Source organism: Bradyrhizobium australiense (genome assembly GCF_013114825.1).
GTDB classification, from domain to species: Bacteria; Pseudomonadota; Alphaproteobacteria; order Rhizobiales; family Xanthobacteraceae; genus Bradyrhizobium; species Bradyrhizobium australiense.
In genome coordinates this window covers 58,318-76,019 of the sequence record NZ_JAAVLX010000007.1, presented here as the reverse complement: position 1 = coordinate 76,019, position 17,702 = coordinate 58,318, and the positions used below count along the sequence as shown (strand labels likewise).

Sequence of the window (17,702 nt, the reverse complement as noted above, 5' to 3'; positions counted from 1 at the left end):
AAGGCGTTCCCGGAGCGCTTCCCGCCAAAGACGGCGCAACCAAGCCGCGTGATAGGGCCTTTTGAATGTTTTACTGGCTGATCGAGCTTTCCAACACCGTTCCCGGTTTTGGCATCTTCCGCGGCTTGTTCAACGTGTTTCGCTACATCACCTTCCGCACCGGGGGGGCGATGGTGACGGGCGCGCTGTTCGTCTTTCTGTTCGGGCCCTGGATCATCGATCACTTGCGGCTCCGGCAGGGCAAGGGCCAGCCGATCCGCACCGACGGCCCGCAATCGCATTTGATCTCCAAGAAAGGCACGCCGACGATGGGCGGGCTGATGATCCTCTCAGGCCTCGTGGTAGCGACGCTGCTGTGGGCCAATCCGCTCAATCCCTATGTCTGGATCGTGCTGGCGGTGACGCTCGGCTTCGGCTTCGTCGGATTCTACGACGACTATCTGAAGGTGACGAAACAGAGCCATAGCGGCTTTGCCGGCAAGTTGCGGCTGTTGATCGAAGCGGTGATTGCGCTCGCTGCCTGCTATGCGCTGGTGCGGCTCGGCCGCGACGCGACATCGACGTCGCTCGCAGTCCCCTTCCTCAAGGACGTCGTGATCAATTTCGGCTGGTTCTTCGTGATCTTCGGCGCCTTCGTCATCGTCGGTGCCGGCAACGCGGTGAACCTGACCGACGGCCTCGACGGCCTTGCGATCGTGCCGGTCATGATCGCGGCCGCCAGCTTCGGCATGATCTCGTATTTGACCGGCAATGCGGTCTTTTCAGACTATCTGCAGATCCGTTACGTCGCCGGAACTGGCGAGCTCGCGGTGCTGTGCGGCGCGGTGCTCGGAGCCGGCCTCGGGTTCCTCTGGTTCAACGCACCGCCGGCCTCGATCTTCATGGGCGACACCGGCTCGCTCGCGCTTGGCGGCATGCTCGGCGCCACCGCAGTCGCGGTGAAGCACGAGATCGTGCTGGCCGTGATCGGCGGATTGTTCGTGCTCGAAGCCGTCTCGGTGATCGTGCAGGTGACCTCGTTCAAGCTGACCGGAAGACGCGTGTTCCGGATGGCGCCGCTGCATCATCATTTCGAGCAGAAGGGCTGGACCGAACCGCAGATCGTGATCCGGTTCTGGATCATCTCGGTGATGCTGGCGCTCGCCGGCCTATCCACGTTGAAGCTGCGGTGATCGCTTGATCCCCGTCACCTCCTTTGCAGGCAAAACAGTCGCCGTGTTCGGCCTCGGCGGTTCAGGGCTGGCGAGCTGCCATGCGCTGAAGGCCGGCGGAGCGGAAGTGATCGCCGGCGACGACAGCGTCGACAATGTCGCCAAGGCGGCGCAAGGCGGTTTCACCACGGCCGATCTGCGCACCATATCGTGGTCGAATTTCTCGGCGCTGATCCTTACCCCCGGCGCGCCGCTGACTCATCCGGCGCCGCATTGGTCCGTGCTGCTGGCGCGGCAGGCGGGCTGTGAGGTGATCGGCGACATCGAACTGTTTTGCAGGGAGCGGCGCCGTCACGCGCCGGATGCGCCGTTCGTCGCCATCACCGGGACCAATGGCAAGTCGACCACCACGGCCCTGATCGCGCATCTGATGAAGGTCGCCGGCTACGACACCCAGATGGGCGGCAACATCGGCACTGCGATCCTGTCGCTGGAGCCGCCGCGGATGGGACGCGTGCACGTCGTCGAGATGTCGTCCTATCAGATCGACCTCGCGCCCTCGCTCGATCCGTCGGTCGGCATCCTCCTCAACATCAGCGAAGACCATATCGATCGTCATGGCACCCTGGAGAACTATGCCGCCGTGAAGGCGCGGCTGGTCGCCGGCGTGCAGCCGCAGGGCGCGTCCATTGTCGGCGTCGACGACATCTGGTGCCGCAACATCGCCGACCGGCTTGATCAGGCGGGAAAACGCGTGGTGCGGATCTCCGTGAAGAATCCTTTGCCCGACGGCGTTTATGTCGAACGCGAAACCATCGTGCAGGCGTCCGGTGGTGCACGCAACGAGGTCGCAAGGCTGGGCGGTATCGGTTCGCTGCGCGGTCTGCACAATGCGCAGAATGCGGCATGCGCTTCGGCCTGCACGCTCGCGATGGGCATCTCCACCGATACGCTGCAAAACGGCCTGCGCAGCTTTCCCGGTCTCGCGCACCGCATGGAGCAGGTCGGCCGCCGCGGCAACGTGCTGTTCGTCAACGACTCCAAGGGCACCAACGCGGACGCCGCTGCGCATGCGCTGTCGTCGTTCGCCGATATCTTCTGGATCGCGGGCGGCAAGCCGAAGCAGGGCGGCATTACGGGTCTCGCCGAATACTTTCCGCGCATCCGAAAAGCCTATCTGATCGGCGAGGCCGCGCAGGAGTTTGCGGGAACGCTGGGCGAACGTGTGCCGCACGAGATTTCAGAAACGCTCGATGTCGCCGTCGCCAATGCCGCGCGCGATGCCGAGGCGTCAGGACTCCTCGATCCTGTGGTGCTATTGTCGCCCGCCTGCGCCTCGTTCGACCAGTACCGCAACTTCGAAATCCGGGGCGCAAAGTTTCGCGATCTGGTGGCCGCGATGCCCGGCGTGAAGCCGGTGGTGTGATTGTATCGTGTCCCGGACGCGTTGCGGCAAGTAATGCCGCTCCGCAGAGCCGGGACCCAGGGCGGCATGGGCCCCGGCCTGGCAGCGCACCGCTTCGCGCTGCGCCGCATCCGGGGCACGAGTTGTCACTCCGGCCCGCTCGAAGGCGACTTAAATGGCAATTCATGCTCCCTCGCATCGCCGAATCACCTTCGCGGTTGCAATCCTTTCGGCTGTCTACGCATTTCCTGCCGTCGTAGATGCGGCTTCGCCGGTATCCGACAGCGTATCTCTCGGCGAGTCGACGGTTTCGTGGAGCACCGTCAAGTACGCGACCTCTGCTGAAAACGGATTCGTCAGCGGGTCGCTCGACAAGAAGACCATCGTCGATCACACGTTCAAGACCTATGTGCTCGAGAATCGTTATCTGAGGGTAATACTGTTGCCGGAATTTGGCGGACGCATTCTTTCCATCATCTACAAGCCGACCGGCCACGAACAACTTTATCGCACCGAAGTAGGCGTGCCTTACGGGATGAAGGCCGGCGTCTTTTATTACGACTGGCTGATGGTGTACGGCGGCACCTTCCCCACATTCCCCGATCCCGAGCACGGCAAGACGTGGCTGAAGCCGTGGGATTTCAAAGTAGAAAAGGAAAGTGCCGGCGAAGTGACGGTGTCGATGTCGCTTAAAGATGATTTCGCGTATTCCGCGGCACCAAGGCAGTTTCTCGAGGGGTCGACGGGTATCGAAGCGACTTACTATGTCACGCTGAAAGCCGATCGCGCCGCGCTCGATGCGCGCGTGGTGCTGAAAAACCCGCACGACAAGCCCGTCGATTACGAGTACTGGACGTGCACGACGCTCGCGCCGGGATCGGACCCGAAAAATCCCAAAACGACCGGCGGCGCCGAAATCATCGCGCCGATTCAGGCCTACAGCACGCCTACTTGGTCGGCCAATCTGTCCGAAGGCGATGAGAGCTTAGGTCCGGGCAGGAGCCGTTTCGAAAAGCTGCGCTTTTTCAAGAACTGGCCGACGATGGGCATCGCGTACGCAATGCCCGATATGCAGGCCGGAAACTTCTGGGGAGTGATCAACCACGACAACGAAGAGGGGATCATCCGCATCGCGGACAATATGGTCACACGCGGCCTGAAGATGTGGACGTGGGGATTTCCGTCGTTCACGAACGAAACCGACGCCCGCAAGGACCCGAACGAAGCGCGGCCTTACATCGAATTGTGGGCGGGCGTGTCTGACCAGTTCTTCCATCGTGCCAAGCTTCCGGCGCAAGGCGAGGTGTCTATACCGGAAACCTATAGTCCGACCGTCGGCATGAGCAACGTGACGGATGCGAACGAAAATATCCTGATCAATTTCTCGGCCGCGGCCTCGGAGGTGAATCTTCAGTTGTTCAGTATCGAACCGGCCACGCCGTTGCGCGTAACGTTGAAACACGGCGACAGGATATTGTTCGACGACGCCGTGACAGTCGACCCGAAAAACGGAAATCGCATCTCCACGGTGATTCCTGCTGGCGGCAGTGGTGACCAGGTAGAACTGACGATCACGACCGTGGACGGGAGAGAGTTGATCGCGGCCGAGACAAAAATAAAGTAGTTTGGCTGTAGGATGGGTAGAGCGCAGCGAAACCCATCACCTCCGTGGTGGCCATTGATGGGTTTCGCTTTCCGCCTTCGCTCGCTGAGCTACGGCGGACAAGTCGCTCCACCCATCCTACGCGGCTGGTATGAGGGAAAGTGTCCCGGATGCGTTGCGGCATGTAATGCCGCTACGCAGAGCCGGGACTCACGGCGGCATGGGCCCGGCCTGGCAGCGCACCGCTTCGCGCCGCGCAGCATCCGGGGCACGTGCACCGCTCCGTTCAATCATCTGCAATTCATTAACCCCCCATAAACCATCCTGCGCCACCAATGGGCGTTACCTCTGCCATTTGGGGACACCCATGCTCGCCCGTGATGAACGCACCCCGTTTTCGGACTGGTGGTGGACCGTGGATAAGTTGCTGCTTGGCGCGATCATGGCGCTGATGCTGGGCGGCGTTATTCTGTCGCTGGCGGCGAGCCCGCCGGTGGCGACGCGGATCGGGCTCGATCCCTTCCACTTCTTCAGCCGGCACATGCTGTTCCTGCTGCCGTCATTGCTGGTGCTGATCGGGGTATCGTTCCTGCCGCCCAAGCAGATCCGCCGTCTCGCACTGCTGGTGTTCGTGGTGAGCATTCTCTTGATCGTGGCGACGCTTGTCTTCGGTGCGGAGGTGAAGGGCTCGCGGCGCTGGATCACGCTGCTCGGCGTTAATATCCAGGCGTCCGAATCAGCCAAGCCCGCTTTCGTCGTAATGGCGGCGTGGCTGTTTGCGGAATCGACCAAACGGCCGGAAATGCCGGCGACCTCGATGGCGATGGCGCTGCTGTTGACGTTGGTGTCGCTGTTGGTGATGGAGCCGGATTTCGGCCAGACCATGCTGATCCTGATGGTATGGGGCGCGCTGTTCTTCATCGCGGGGATGCGGATGGTCTGGGTGGCCGGCCTGGCCGGCATCGCGATGGCCGGATTGTTCAGCGCGTATCTTTTGGTCCCGCATGTCGCGGGCCGCATCAAGCGCTTCATGAATCCGGCCTCCGGCGACACCTTCCAGGTCGACATGGCGATGGAAGCGTTCTGGAACGGCGGCTGGTTCGGACTCGGACCCGGCGAAGGCATCGCCAAGCGCAGCCTGCCGGACAGCCATACCGACTTCGTATTTGCAGTGGCGGCGGAAGAATTCGGTATTATCCTGTGCCTGGCGCTGGTTGGGCTGTTCGCCTTCATCGTGATCCGCACGCTGACGCGCGCCTACGCGAGCGAAGACATGTTCTCGCGCTTTGCGGCCTCGGGGCTTGCGATCCTGTTCGGCGTGCAGGCCGCCATCAACATGGCGGTCAATCTGCAACTGATCCCGGCCAAGGGCATGACGCTGCCCTTCATCTCCTATGGCGGTTCGTCGATCATCTCGCTGGCCTATGGCGTCGGCATGATGCTGGCGCTGACACGGCAGCGCCCGCGCACCGAAGTGGAATCGATGAACGAAGCCGGCGTGGCGCGCGGATACGCCTGAGGGCGTGACTAGCGCCGCGGCGTCGGCTATTTGAAGCCATGGACACTACGCCTCTCATTCTGCTGGCCGCGGGTGGCACCGGCGGCCATCTGTTTCCCGCCGAAGCGCTCGGGGTTGAGCTCATCAAGCGTGGCCTGCGCGTGCGGCTCGCCACCGATGCCCGTGCATTGCGCTACAGCGGCCTTTTCACCCGAGATAATATCGACGTGGTTCCGAGCGAGACTGTGCGCGGCCGCAATCCGTTGTCGCTGGCGCGCACCATCATCATGCTCGGCTACGGAACGGGCGTCGCGGTCAACTTGGTGCGGCGGCTGAAGCCGGCGGCCGTGGTCGGCTTCGGCGGCTATCCGACGCTGCCGCCCTTGATCGCGGCACGGCTGCTCGGTGTGCCCGGCATCATTCATGATGCCAACGCCGTGCTCGGCCGCGCCAACCGTTTTCTCTCCAAGCACGTCAACGCGATCGCAACCTCGCTGCCCGGCGTGCTCGATCGCGATCCCTCGCTCGCAGGAAAAACCACGACGGTCGGTACGCCGATGCGGCCCGCGATCCTGGCCGCCGCCGCGGAGCCGTTTGCGTCTCCCGAACCGAACGGGACGCTGCGCTTACTTGTGATCGGCGGCAGCCAGGGCGCGCGGGTGATGAGCGACATCGTGCCGGGTGCGATCGAACGGCTCGAACCGGTGCTATGGAGCCGCATCTTGCTGACGCAGCAGGTGCGCGAGGAAGACATGGCGCGGGTGCGGGCGATCTATGACCGGCTCAAAATCAAGGTCGAGCTCGCGCCGTTCTTTACCGACCTGCCGGCGCGGCTGGCGTCCAGCCATCTCGTGGTTTCGCGCTCCGGCGCCGGCACCGTGGCGGAACTCGCCGCGATCGGCCGGCCCTCGATCCTGGTGCCGCTGCCCGGCGCGATCGACCAGGACCAGTTCGCCAATGCCGGCGTGTTGGCCAAGGTGGCGGGCGCGTTGCGGATCCCGCAAGCCGAATTCACGCCCGACCGGCTCGCCGCCGAAATCTCAGCCTTTGCCGCCGAGCCCACACGGCTGACCGCGATGGCCGCCGCCGCCCGTCAGGTCGGCCGGCTCGATGCCGCCGAACGGTTGGCCGATCTGGTGATGAAAACGGCCGGAATCTAGGCGGTTGGGTGCAAAATTGCCCCTTGTCATGCCCCGCGAAAGCGGGGCATCCAGTACTCTGCGGCGCCTGATTTGAGCCTCGGCTTCGCGGAATACTGGATCATCCGCTCCTGTGCGCAATTGCGCACAAGGCGGACGATGACGACAGGGAATGCTGCATGAGACTGCCGCGCGAGATCGGACCCATTCACTTCGTCGGGATTGGCGGCATCGGCATGAGCGGCATCGCCGAGGTGCTCGTCAATCTCGGCTATACGGTGCAGGGCTCGGATGCCTCCGAGAGCGGCAACGTCGCGCGGCTGCGGGACAAGGGCGTCAAGGTGTCGGTCGGCCACAAGGCCGGGAATGTCGACGGCGCCGACGTGGTCGTGGTCTCGACTGCGATCAAGCGCGACAATCCGGAATTGATGGCGGCGCGCGCGCAGCGCATTCCGGTGGTGCGCCGCGCCGAAATGCTGGCTGAACTGATGCGGCTGAAAAGCTGCGTCGCAATTGCCGGCACCCACGGCAAGACTACGACGACGACGATGGTGGCAACATTGCTCGATGCGGGCGGGCTCGATCCCACCGTGATCAATGGCGGCATCATCAACGCCTATGGCTCCAATGCACGATTGGGCGCCGGCGACTGGATGGTGGTGGAAGCCGACGAAAGCGACGGCACGTTTTTGAAACTACCATCCGATGTCGTGATCGTCACCAACATCGATCCCGAACATCTCGATCATTTCAAGACGTTCGAGGCGATCCAGGATGCATTCCGCAATTTCGTCGAGAACGTGCCGTTCTATGGCTTTGCCGTGATGTGCACCGATCATCCGGTGGTGCAGACGCTGGTCGGCAAGATCGAGGATCGGCGCATCGTCACCTACGGCGAAAATCCGCAGGCCGATGCGCGGCTCGTCGACCTGACGCCGATGGGCGGCGGCTCGAAGTTCAAGGTCGTGTTTCGCAACCGCAAGACCGACGCCACGCACGAGATCGCTGATATCGTGCTGCCGATGCCCGGACGGCATAATGCGTCGAACGCGACGGCGGCGATTGCTGTGGCGCATGAGCTTGGCATGTCGGACGATGCGATCCGAAAGGCCATTGCAGGTTTCGGCGGCGTCAAGCGCCGCTTCACCCGTACCGGCGAATGGAACGGCGTCACCGTGATCGACGATTACGGCCATCACCCGGTCGAGATCGCGGCCGTGCTGAAGGCGGCGCGCGAATCCACCAACGGCAAGATCATCGCTGTGGTGCAGCCGCACCGCTTTACCCGTCTGCAATCGCTGTTCGAGGAATTTTGCACCTGCTTCAACGATGCCGATGCGGTTATCGTCGCCGAGGTCTATCCCGCCGGCGAGGCGCCGATCGAAGGCATCGACCGCGACCATTTTGTGCTCGGCCTGCGCGCGCATGGCCATCGCGAGGTGATCCCGCTGCCGGGTTCGACGGAACTCGCAAAAGTCGTCCGCGGCATCGCCGGCCCCGGCGACCTCGTCGTCTGCCTCGGCGCCGGCAACATCACGCAATGGGCCTACGCACTGCCCGGCGAATTGAAGGCGTTGGGGTGATGATAATTACTGTCGCCGCTTGCTTTCATCCCTTGCAGCAAAGAGCTGAAGTGGAGGGTGGTCACGAACGCCGGCGTATGCCGCCAGCCCTCCCCCGCAAGGGGAGAGCGAACCCGTTCGCTGGTGCCTCCCTGACCAATGCCAAAGCAATCAATGTAGCGTTTCCTGTGCGTGAGGTGAGCACGCTCGACCGGCTCCCTCCTCCCTTGCGGGGGAGGGTTGGGGAGAGGGGTGAGCCCCGGGCGACGGCGTCAACGCGACGCGGCCTCAAATCGGATCGCGAGGCGGCTGACGCGACATGACCTTCCCCGACATCACGCCCGATCTGAAAGCCGCGATGCCGGACCTGCGCGGGCGGCTGCTGGCGAACCAGTCGCTCGCCGAACTGACGTGGTTTCGCGTCGGCGGCCCGGCGCAGGTGCTGTTCACGCCGGCGGATGAAGACGATCTCGCCTACTTCTTAAAGCTGCTTCCGAAGGAATTGCCGGTCTATGTCGTCGGCGTCGGCTCCAACCTGATCGTGCGCGACGGCGGCATGCCGGGCGTGGTGATCCGTCTGTCGCCGCGGGCGTTTGGCGAGACCTTGGCTTCCGGCGACATCGTCAGCGCGGGCACGGCTGCGCTCGACAAGCGCGTGGCGGAGACCGCGGCAGCCGCAAACATCGGCGGCATGGAATTCTTCTTCGGCATTCCCGGCACCATCGGCGGCGCGCTGCGGATGAATGCCGGCGCCAATGGAAGCGAGACCAAGGACGTGCTGGTCGAAGCAACCGGCATCGGCCGCGACGGCACCAAACATATCTTCAGCAATGCCGACATGAAGTTCGTCTATCGCAACAGCGGCGTCGACCCCTCGATCATTTTCACCTCCGCGCGGTTTCGCGGGCAGGTCGCGTATCCCGAAACCATCCGCGTTCGAATGAACGAGGTGCAGAGCCATCGCGAAACTGCGCAGCCGATTCGCGAAAAGACCGGTGGCTCGACGTTCAAGAATCCGCCCGGCAACAGCGCCTGGAAACTGATCGACGCCGCCGGCTGCCGCGGGCTTCGTATCGGCGGCGCGCAGGTCTCGGAAATGCACTGCAATTTCCTCATCAATACCGGCAACGCCACCGGGCATGATATTGAAACGCTAGGCGAAACCGTGCGCGAGCGGGTTAAAGCGAATTCTGGCATAGAGCTACATTGGGAAATCAAGCGGATCGGAATTTCGGTCTAGTCGTCATTCCGGGGCGATGCGAAGCATCGAAAAGCAAGCGAGGCAGCAAGGCTGATGCGAATTACCATTCTGTTCGGCGGTACCAATAAAGAGCGGCTGGTTTCGGTAGCGAGCGCGCAGGCGTTGCACCGCGCCTTGCCGGAAGCCGATCTCTGGTTCTGGTCCGTGGCCGACACTGTCCACGACGTCAATTCAAAAGCGCTGCTCGAGCATTCGCGTCCCTTCGAGGATGAATTCAAACCGGCTAACCGCGGCATCGCGCTGGAGGCGGCGCTCGACAAGGCAAAGGCGGAAGACCGTGTGCTGGTACTCGGATTGCATGGCGGCCGGGCCGAGAATGGCGAACTGCAGGCGATGTGCGAAATGCGCGGCATTCCCTTCACCGGATCCGGCTCGGCGTCGTCGAACCTCGCCTTCGATAAGGTCGCGGCGAAACGGTTTGCGGCGATTGCAGGTGTCGCGGCTCCGGCGGGCATTGCCCTGGAAAACCTCGACACAGCCCTTGCCGAATACGGCAGGCTGATAGCCAAGCCGGCGCGCGATGGTTCGAGCTATGGCCTGATCTTCGTCAACGCCAAGCAGGACCTTGTCGCCGTGCGCAACGCTGCCAAGGCCGAAGAATATCTGATCGAGCCGTTCATCGCCGGCGTGGAAGCAACCTGCGGCGTGCTGGAGCAGTCAGACGGCACGTTGATGTCGCTGCCGCCGATCGAGATCGTCCCGGGGCAGGGCACCTTCGACTACACGGCCAAATATCTGCTCAAATCGACTCAGGAGATCTGTCCGGGGCGCTTTTCTCCGGACATCACTGCGCAACTGCAGGATCAGGCGTTGCGAGCGCACAAAGCGCTGTCCTGCAGCGGGTATTCCCGGACCGACTTCATCGTTTCGGCGAAGGGGCTGGTTTACCTGGAAACCAATACCCTGCCGGGCCTGACGGCGGCCTCGCTCTACCCGAAGGCGCTCAAGGCCCAGGGGATCGAATTTCCGGATTTTCTGCGCGATCAGATCACGCTGGCCGAACGGCGCAGCCGGGAACGGACGTGACCGCCCCGGCCGGCCCATTAACAGGCCGTTAACCCGGAACTAACCTCGCCACGAAAATTGTTGCTAAAATCCTAAGAATTGTCCGGCAAAGCACTCAAAAGACGGGCCAAAGCGCATCACCAGCCCCCCGTTTTTACACTTTGTTTACCAGGAAGAACGAAGGTTAACGCTGGCGGCGCATGTGGCGCTTGGCTGCCGGGGCGTGCGCTGTTCCGACTTCAGGTCAGCACTTAAGTCCGGCACGGCCGAGGCGTCATCTGAGCCAGACTCGCAAAAACGATTGCGGGAACAACACTTGGACAGGCTCGTGCAATGGATGGTGCAGGACGCCTCACACGGTCACTGAGATCGCTGGGGCCCCAGGCTGACCTGAAAGCAGCCGCTATTGGAGCGGTCGTGCTGCTGCGCGAGCGGGTGGGCTTTCGTGCCCGTGTCCCGGCGAGACCCGTAATCGATCGCGAGCCGCCGAATCGCCTGGTCCTCCTGGTCGAACGCTATCTGCCGAATCGCACCGGCATTGCCTTGACCGTCTTGATACTGCTCGGCAGCGCCGGCCTCGGCATCGTCAAGGGCGGTCACGTCGATGAATTCACGGCGGCGCTCAGTGACGCCCGCAATGCGCTGGCCAATTCCGCAGGATTCCGCATCACCACGGTCGCCATTAACGGCCGCAAGCACTTGAGCCAGGACGAGGTGCTCGCGATCGGCGGCGTCAACGGCCGCTCCTCGCTGTTGTTCCTCGATGCCGCCACCGTGCGCGACAAGCTCAAGGCCAATCCGTGGATCGCGGACGCGACAATTCTGAAGCTTTATCCCGGCCAGTTGCAGATCGACATCGTCGAGCGCACGGCGTTCGCGCTGTGGCAGCAGGACGGCCGGCTGTCGGTGATCTCCGAGGACGGCGCGGTGCTGGAGCCCTACGTGTCGCGCCGCTTCGTGACGCTGCCACTCGTGGTGGGCAAGGGCGCCGATGTCAAGTCGCGTGATTTCCTCGCGCTGCTTGAGCGCTATCCGCAGGTCCGCTCGGTGACCAAGGCTGCAATCTTGGTCGGCGAACGGCGCTGGAATTTGCGGCTGAAGGACGGCCTCGACATTCGCCTGCCGGAGAACGACATCGGCAACGCGCTGGCCATGCTGAGCAAGCTCGACAAGGAAGATAGGTTGTTCTCGCGCGATATCGTCGCCGTCGACATGCGCTTGCCGGACCGGCTGACGGTGCAATTGTCGGAAGACGCGGCGAAGGCCCGCGAAGAACTGTTCAAGGAAAAGAAGCCGAAGAAAAAGGCCGGTGACGCATGACCGGCCTCGATCGCAACCAGACCCCGAAGACGCGGCCCGTCGACCACAAGCGTACGGCGCTGGTGGCTTCGCTCGATGTCGGCACCAGCAAGATCGCCTGCATGATCGCGCGGCTGAAGCCGTCGCCGCCGAGCGACGCGCTGCGCGGCCGCACCCATGCGGTCGAACTGATCGGCTACAGCCAGATCCAGTCGCGCGGCGTCAAGGCCGGCGCGGTGGTCGATCTCGCCGAATGCGAGCAAGCGGTGCGCCAGACGGTGGCGCTGGCCGAGCGCATGGCCAAGGTCCGCGTTGAATCAGTATTGCTGTCGGTTTCCGGCGGCCGGCTGCAGGGGCAGCTTGTCGAGGCTGCCGCTGATATCAGAGGCGGCTCGGTCACCTCTGACGATGTCACCCGGGTGACCTCCACCGGCATGCGTCACGCCACCGGCGAGGGGCGCACGGTGCTGCACGCGCTGCCGGTCGGCTATGCGCTCGATGGCGTCAAGGGCATCCGCGACCCCCGCGGCATGGTTGCCCGACAGTTCGGCGTCGACATGAACGTGGTGACGGCGGATGCCACCGTCGCCCGCAATTTGATGCTGGTGGTCGAGCGATGCCATCTCAACGTCGAGGCTATGGCGGCGAGTCCTTATGTCGCAGGTCTTTCCGTGCTGACTGACGACGAGGCCGATCTCGGCGCTGCCGTGGTCGAAATGGGGGCCGGATCGACCACGATTGCGACCTATTCCGGCGGCCGTTTCGTGCATGCCTCGGGTTTTGCGCTCGGTGGCCAGCACGTGACGATGGATCTTGCACGCGGCGTCGGCGCATGCATTGCGGATGCCGAGCGAATCAAGACGTTATATGGCACCGTGCTGACCGGCGGGTCCGACGCGCGCGAGCTGATGTCTGTACCGACTGCGGGCGAGGAACACGATGCGCCGCAGATCGTCTCGCGCGCCACGATTGCCAACATCGTCCGGCATCGTGCCGAGGAGATTTTTGAAATGGTCCGGGACCGGCTCGCGGATTCCCCCTTTGCGGCAGAGCCGCGGGCGCGGGTTGTGTTGAGCGGCGGGGCCTCCCAGCTCACCGGCACCGTCGAACTCGCCACCCGCATTCTCAACCGGCCGGTCCGGATCGGCCGGCCGCTCGGCTTCGGCCGGCTGCCCAACGAGGCCAAGAGCGCCTCGTTCGCGGTTCCCACCGGTCTGCTGGTCTATCCGCAATACGCTCATCTTGAACACGTCGAACCGCGGCATACGCGGCAGCTCAGGACAGGGACTGACGGCTATTTTGGAAAGGTCGGACGATGGCTTCGCGAGGGCTTCTGATGACCGGTCCTGTGACCAAACGATTTTCACCAAATCCCGCGGCCGTCGGCCGGGGCGAACCAACGCGCGCGTCGTAAGAGAGGCAACCATGGCACTCAATCTGACCCCCCCAGACATCAGCGAGCTGAAACCGCGGATTACCGTCTTCGGCGTCGGTGGAGCAGGCGGCAACGCCGTCAATAATATGATCACCGCCGGGTTGCAGGGGGTCGATTTCGTCGTCGCCAACACCGACGCGCAGGCGCTGACCATGTCGAAGGCCCAGCGCATCGTGCAGATGGGCACCCAGGTGACGCAGGGCCTCGGCGCGGGGTCCCAGCCTGATGTTGGCGCGGCGGCGGCGCAGGAAGTGATCGACGAGCTTCGCGACCATCTCTCGGGCGCCAACATGGTGTTCGTCACCGCTGGCATGGGCGGCGGCACCGGCACCGGCGCCGCTCCGGTGATTGCCAAGACCGCGCGCGACATGGGCATCCTCACCGTCGGCGTCGTGACCAAGCCGTTCCACTTCGAAGGCCAGCGCCGCATGCGCACCGCCGAGGTCGGCATCGCCGAGCTGCACAAGGTGGTCGACACGCTGCTGATCATTCCGAACCAAAACCTGTTCCGGGTCGCTAACGAAAAGACCACCTTCGCCGACGCCTTCGCGATGGCCGACCAGGTGCTCTATTCGGGCGTCGCCTGCATCACCGACCTGATGGTCAAGGAAGGCCTGATCAATCTCGACTTCGCCGACGTCCGCGCCGTGATGCGCGAGATGGGCAAGGCGATGATGGGCACCGGCGAGGCGACCGGCGAGAAGCGCGCGCTGACCGCGGCCGAAGCTGCGATCGCGAACCCGCTGATCGACGATTCATCGATGAAGGGTGCACGCGGCCTGTTGATCTCGATCACCGGCGGCAAGGACCTGACGCTGTTCGAGGTCGATGAAGCTGCGACGCGGATTCGCGAGGAGGTCGACCAGGACGCCAACATCATTGTCGGCGCCACCTTCGACGAATCGCTCGACGGCATCATCCGTGTCTCTGTCGTCGCCACCGGCATCGACCAGTCACAGATCGCGCGCAACGCGGGCACCCCCGCCGTCGCCGCCACCACCGCCACTGCCACGACGTCCGCGCCGGACAACCGGCTGGCCGAACTGACCGCTCGCCTGCGCGCCGACAATGCGCGCCTGGCCGAACGCGCCCAGAAGCTCGAGCCGGCGGCTGCTTCGGCTCCCGCACCGGCGCCTGCAACCGCGGCGGCGCAGCGCGGCAATGTCGAGCGTGCCGCGCTCGCCGCGATCGCCGCGGCGGTTGAGACGCCGCAACAGGCCCCGATCCAGCCGGCGTCCTATGGCGACGTCACGGTTCGCCCGATCGCGCAGAAGCCGACGCTGTTCCCGGACAAGGAGGCCGCCCGCGTCGAGCCCGAGGCGCCGGCGACGCCCGAGACCTTCATCCCGCAAGCCGCCGAACGTCCGCCGGCCCGTACGCCGCGGATGCCGAAGTTCGAGGAACTTCCGATGCCGGCGCAGGCCGAAATCCGGCACGCCCGCGGCGAGCCGGAGGAAGAGCATCCGCAGAAGACGCGGCTGTCGCTGTTGCAGCGTCTTGCCAATGTCGGCCTTGGCCGCCGCGATGAAGAGACCGAGCCGCCGATCGCGGCGCGCGCCTCCGGTCCGTCGATGGCCCCGCTGCCGCCGCTGCCTGAGCGCAAGCCGCAGCGTACCATCGCCCAGCAAATGGCCGCGAATCAGGAGCCGGTATCCGAATACGCAAAACGCCCGGCACCGCAAGGTTTGGACGTTCATGGCCGCCCCGTACCTGTTGCCTTAGCGCCACAGGGCGATGACCATCTTGATATCCCGGCCTTCCTCCGACGCCAGGCCAACTGAGCTTTTGTTACAATCGAGGTGAGCCAAAGGGCCCCGGCCGATCCAGCCGGGGCCTTATCTTTGGCGTGGTACCGAACCTCGGTCGGCCAGCCAACCAACTGATTTTAAATCATTAATTATTCATTTCGTGATCGGATGTCACGGCTCGAACAGCGTCCGGCCGTGCCGGAATTTGGTTAACCCTTGGCGCGATTGCGGCAGAGATAGGGTAACAATCCGTAAAGAAGCGTGAGTTGGCGCGCTTTAGAAAGCGACTATGGTCTGCGGTGACTTGGGGATGCCTGAAACGCGAATCGCAACTTACGTGCGGTTCCCGGCTTTGGGTTAAGTCGGGTAGTGGGCAGTTATCGATGAAATTCAGCCGTCAAACCACGCTTCGGTCGCAAGCCACCGTAACGGGTGTTGGCGTTCATTCCGGTTTACCTGTCAGCCTGACGCTTGGACCCGCTCCTGTGGATGCGGGTTTGATTTTTGTCCGTACTGGCCTCGATGAGGCAGACCGCGAGGTTCCCGCAGTAGCCGCCTCCGTCACGGCAACCGACCTTGCGACCGTTCTTGGCGACCGCGAAGGCCCACTGGTTTCCACCGCTGAACATGTTCTCGCTGCCTTGCGCGGCATGGGTGTCGACAATGCCATCATCGAAGTCGATGGCCCCGAAGTTCCGATCATGGACGGCAGCGCGGCGGCCTTCGTCGCCGCCATCGATCAAGCCGGCATCGTCACCCAGTCAGCCTCCCGCCGCTTCATTCAGGTGTTGAAGCCGGTGCAGGTCGCGATCGGCGACAGTTTTGGCGAGTTGCGCCCATATGCGAGCGGGTTCCGCGTCGAGGTCGAGATCGCTTTCGATAACGCCCTGATCGGCTGCCAGAACTATTCCATTGATCTCAACCCCGAAAGCTTCCGCCGCGAGATTTCCCGCGCCCGGACTTTTGGTTTCATGAATAACGTCGCACGGCTCTGGAGCGCCGGTTTTGCGCGTGGCGCCTCGTTTGAGAATACGGTGGTGTTCGATGAAGCCCGCCTGCTCAACACCGAGGGGCTGCGCTTTGGCGACGAGTGCGCCCGCCACAAGGCGCTGGATGCGGTTGGCGATCTGACCCTGGCCGGTTTGCCGCTGCTCGGCGCCTTCCGTTCGGTACGTGGCGGCCACAAGCTGAACCACGCTGTGCTGACCGCTCTGTTGGCCGATCGGAGCGCCTGGCGGGTGGTCGAGGCCGAACCGGCACGTCGCCCCCGCGGCCATGTCGAGGCTGGCGCGGGCATGGTGGGCGGCATGATCGCCCCGGCCTATGGTCCCGACGTTTCCTGATTTTGCTTGCGAAATCTGCTGACTTTGGCTTTGCCGAAATCTCGGCCTTTCGGGCCGTACACGCGCGTTTTCCGTAGTAACCACAATTGGCAAGGACGGCGTTCTGCCGCCTTAATCCGGGCGAATTGGCTGCGTATCCGATTGGTCGAGAACCATTTTTCGGCTACAGAGGCCTGCGGTTGCTTGATAAGGCGCCGCAGGCTCTTGAAGAATTGGCACCAAACGCGCTGGGCTCAAGGAATTTTGGGGCACGGGGAGTATGTCATCCATGGCCGCGGTTCATGGACGGGCGGGCTCAGTCATCAACCGCAGCAAAGGCGTCAGGTCACAGATTCCATGTCGGCACAGCGTATGACGCTCGAACCACGCAAATCACTCGGGCGCTCCAGCCTCGCTCGCGCCGCACGGTCGCTGCGGCTGGCGGCTGGCCTGATTGCGCTCGCCATTCCCTTGAGCGGCTGCGGCACGGGCGCGCTGTGGGACAAGTTCACCGCCAAGGACGATACCTTCAACGAGGAGCCCGCGGACAAGCTCTACAATGAGGGCTTGTACCTGATGAACCAGCGCAAGGATAACAAGGCGGCGGCGAAGAAATTCGAAGAGGTCGACCGCCAGCACCCTTATTCGGACTGGGCGCGCAAATCGCTCCTGATGTCGGCCTATTCCTTCTACAACCAGGGTGACTATGACAGCTGCATCGGCGCGGCGACGCGTTACGTCACGCTGCATCCCGGCAGTCCCGATGCGGCTTACGCGCAATACCTGATCGCGGCCTCGCATTACGACCAGATCCCGGACATCTCCCGCGACCAGGGCCGCACCGAAAAGGCGATCGCGGCGCTGGAAGAGGTGATTCGCAAATACCCGACCTCGGAATATGCCAACTCCGCCAAGGCCAAGCTCGAAGGCGCACGCGACCAGCTTGCCGGCAAGGAAATGGACGTCGGCCGCTATTACATGGAACGGCGCGACTACACCGCCGCCATCAACCGCTTCAAGGCCGTGGTCACCCGGTACCAGACCACGCGCCATGTCGAGGAAGCGCTGGCGCGGCTCACCGAGGCCTACATGGCGATCGGCATCGTCGGCGAGGCGCAGACGGCGGCGGCCGTACTTGGGCACAATTTTCCTGACAGCCGCTGGTACAAGGACGCCTATAATCTTGTAAAGTCGGGCGGTCTCGAGCCGAGCGAGAACAAGGGGTCCTACATTTCCAGGGCCTTCAAGAAAATGGGTCTCGGCTAGGAATTGAC

The 17,702-nt window shown here is 63.4% G+C and carries 13 protein-coding genes and 1 pseudogene; all 14 read left to right on the top strand.

Annotated features, from left to right (window positions below):
- Positions 1-65 precede the first annotated feature (65 nt).
- Positions 66-1,172 (top strand): phospho-N-acetylmuramoyl-pentapeptide-transferase, encoded by a 1,107-nt coding sequence (gene mraY, locus HCN58_RS20860; protein ID WP_171581279.1) that lies wholly within the window; start codon positions 66-68, stop codon positions 1,170-1,172.
- 4 nt (positions 1,173-1,176) lie between these two features.
- Positions 1,177-2,577 (top strand): UDP-N-acetylmuramoyl-L-alanine--D-glutamate ligase, encoded by a 1,401-nt coding sequence (murD, locus tag HCN58_RS20855; RefSeq protein ID WP_171581278.1) that lies wholly within the window; start codon positions 1,177-1,179, stop codon positions 2,575-2,577.
- A gap of 154 nt (positions 2,578-2,731) precedes the next feature.
- On the top strand, positions 2,732-4,180 hold the full coding sequence (locus HCN58_RS20850) for a DUF5107 domain-containing protein (RefSeq protein WP_171581277.1): 1,449 nt from the start codon (positions 2,732-2,734) through the stop codon (positions 4,178-4,180).
- A 346-nt stretch (positions 4,181-4,526) separates the two neighbouring features.
- Positions 4,527-5,678, top strand: a complete 1,152-nt coding sequence (gene ftsW, locus HCN58_RS20845; RefSeq protein ID WP_171581276.1) for a putative lipid II flippase FtsW — start codon at positions 4,527-4,529, stop codon at positions 5,676-5,678.
- Positions 5,679-5,716: 38 nt separating this feature from the next.
- On the top strand, positions 5,717-6,817 hold the full coding sequence (gene murG, locus HCN58_RS20840) for an undecaprenyldiphospho-muramoylpentapeptide beta-N-acetylglucosaminyltransferase (protein ID WP_171581275.1): 1,101 nt from the start codon (positions 5,717-5,719) through the stop codon (positions 6,815-6,817).
- Positions 6,818-6,975: 158 nt separating this feature from the next.
- Positions 6,976-8,379 (top strand): UDP-N-acetylmuramate--L-alanine ligase, encoded by a 1,404-nt coding sequence (gene murC / locus HCN58_RS20835; protein WP_171581274.1) that lies wholly within the window; start codon positions 6,976-6,978, stop codon positions 8,377-8,379.
- Positions 8,380-8,677: 298 nt separating this feature from the next.
- Entirely contained in the window at positions 8,678-9,598 is a 921-nt protein-coding gene (murB, locus tag HCN58_RS20830) for a UDP-N-acetylmuramate dehydrogenase (RefSeq protein WP_171581273.1), read from the top strand.
- A 54-nt stretch (positions 9,599-9,652) separates the two neighbouring features.
- Positions 9,653-10,645 (top strand): D-alanine--D-alanine ligase family protein, encoded by a 993-nt coding sequence (locus tag HCN58_RS20825; protein ID WP_171581272.1) that lies wholly within the window; start codon positions 9,653-9,655, stop codon positions 10,643-10,645.
- A 127-nt stretch (positions 10,646-10,772) separates the two neighbouring features.
- A pseudogene (locus HCN58_RS37485) lies at positions 10,773-10,868 on the top strand (D-alanine--D-alanine ligase); the annotation flags it as partial.
- Positions 10,869-10,957: 89 nt separating this feature from the next.
- On the top strand, positions 10,958-11,944 hold the full coding sequence (locus HCN58_RS20820; protein ID WP_171581271.1) for a cell division protein FtsQ/DivIB: 987 nt from the start codon (positions 10,958-10,960) through the stop codon (positions 11,942-11,944).
- The gene (gene ftsA / locus HCN58_RS20815) at positions 11,941-13,260 is read left to right on the top strand and encodes a cell division protein FtsA (protein ID WP_171581270.1); all 1,320 of its coding nucleotides are present in this window, start codon (positions 11,941-11,943) and stop codon (positions 13,258-13,260) included. Before HCN58_RS20820 ends, ftsA begins: the two co-directional genes overlap by 4 nt.
- A gap of 88 nt (positions 13,261-13,348) precedes the next feature.
- Positions 13,349-15,139 carry a cell division protein FtsZ gene (gene ftsZ / locus HCN58_RS20810; RefSeq protein WP_171581269.1) on the top strand — a complete coding sequence of 597 codons (1,791 nt, stop codon included), beginning with the start codon at positions 13,349-13,351 and terminating at the stop codon, positions 15,137-15,139.
- A gap of 350 nt (positions 15,140-15,489) precedes the next feature.
- Positions 15,490-16,449 carry a UDP-3-O-acyl-N-acetylglucosamine deacetylase gene (gene lpxC / locus HCN58_RS20805; protein ID WP_171581268.1) on the top strand — a complete coding sequence of 320 codons (960 nt, stop codon included), beginning with the start codon at positions 15,490-15,492 and terminating at the stop codon, positions 16,447-16,449.
- 336 nt (positions 16,450-16,785) lie between these two features.
- Positions 16,786-17,694, top strand: coding sequence for an outer membrane protein assembly factor BamD (locus tag HCN58_RS20800; RefSeq protein WP_171581267.1), 909 nt, complete (start codon positions 16,786-16,788; stop codon positions 17,692-17,694).
- Positions 17,695-17,702 lie beyond the last annotated feature (8 nt).

What these genes read in the sequence shown, in the direction of transcription:
- HCN58_RS20850 (WP_171581277.1), top strand. Translation starts at nt 2,732, where the DNA reads ATGGCAATTCATGCTCCCTCGCATCGCCGAATCACCTTCGCGGTTGCA.
- ftsA (WP_171581270.1), top strand. Translation starts at nt 11,941, where the DNA reads ATGACCGGCCTCGATCGCAACCAGACCCCGAAGACGCGGCCCGTCGAC.
- HCN58_RS20820 (WP_171581271.1), top strand. Translation starts at nt 10,958, where the DNA reads ATGGATGGTGCAGGACGCCTCACACGGTCACTGAGATCGCTGGGGCCC.
- HCN58_RS20825 (WP_171581272.1), top strand. Translation starts at nt 9,653, where the DNA reads ATGCGAATTACCATTCTGTTCGGCGGTACCAATAAAGAGCGGCTGGTT.
- ftsZ (WP_171581269.1), top strand. Translation starts at nt 13,349, where the DNA reads ATGGCACTCAATCTGACCCCCCCAGACATCAGCGAGCTGAAACCGCGG.
- murC (WP_171581274.1), top strand. Translation starts at nt 6,976, where the DNA reads ATGAGACTGCCGCGCGAGATCGGACCCATTCACTTCGTCGGGATTGGC.
- lpxC (WP_171581268.1), top strand. Translation starts at nt 15,490, where the DNA reads ATGAAATTCAGCCGTCAAACCACGCTTCGGTCGCAAGCCACCGTAACG.
- ftsW (WP_171581276.1), top strand. Translation starts at nt 4,527, where the DNA reads ATGCTCGCCCGTGATGAACGCACCCCGTTTTCGGACTGGTGGTGGACC.
- murG (WP_171581275.1), top strand. Translation starts at nt 5,717, where the DNA reads ATGGACACTACGCCTCTCATTCTGCTGGCCGCGGGTGGCACCGGCGGC.
- mraY (WP_171581279.1), top strand. Translation starts at nt 66, where the DNA reads ATGTTTTACTGGCTGATCGAGCTTTCCAACACCGTTCCCGGTTTTGGC.
- murB (WP_171581273.1), top strand. Translation starts at nt 8,678, where the DNA reads ATGACCTTCCCCGACATCACGCCCGATCTGAAAGCCGCGATGCCGGAC.
- HCN58_RS20800 (WP_171581267.1), top strand. Translation starts at nt 16,786, where the DNA reads ATGTCGGCACAGCGTATGACGCTCGAACCACGCAAATCACTCGGGCGC.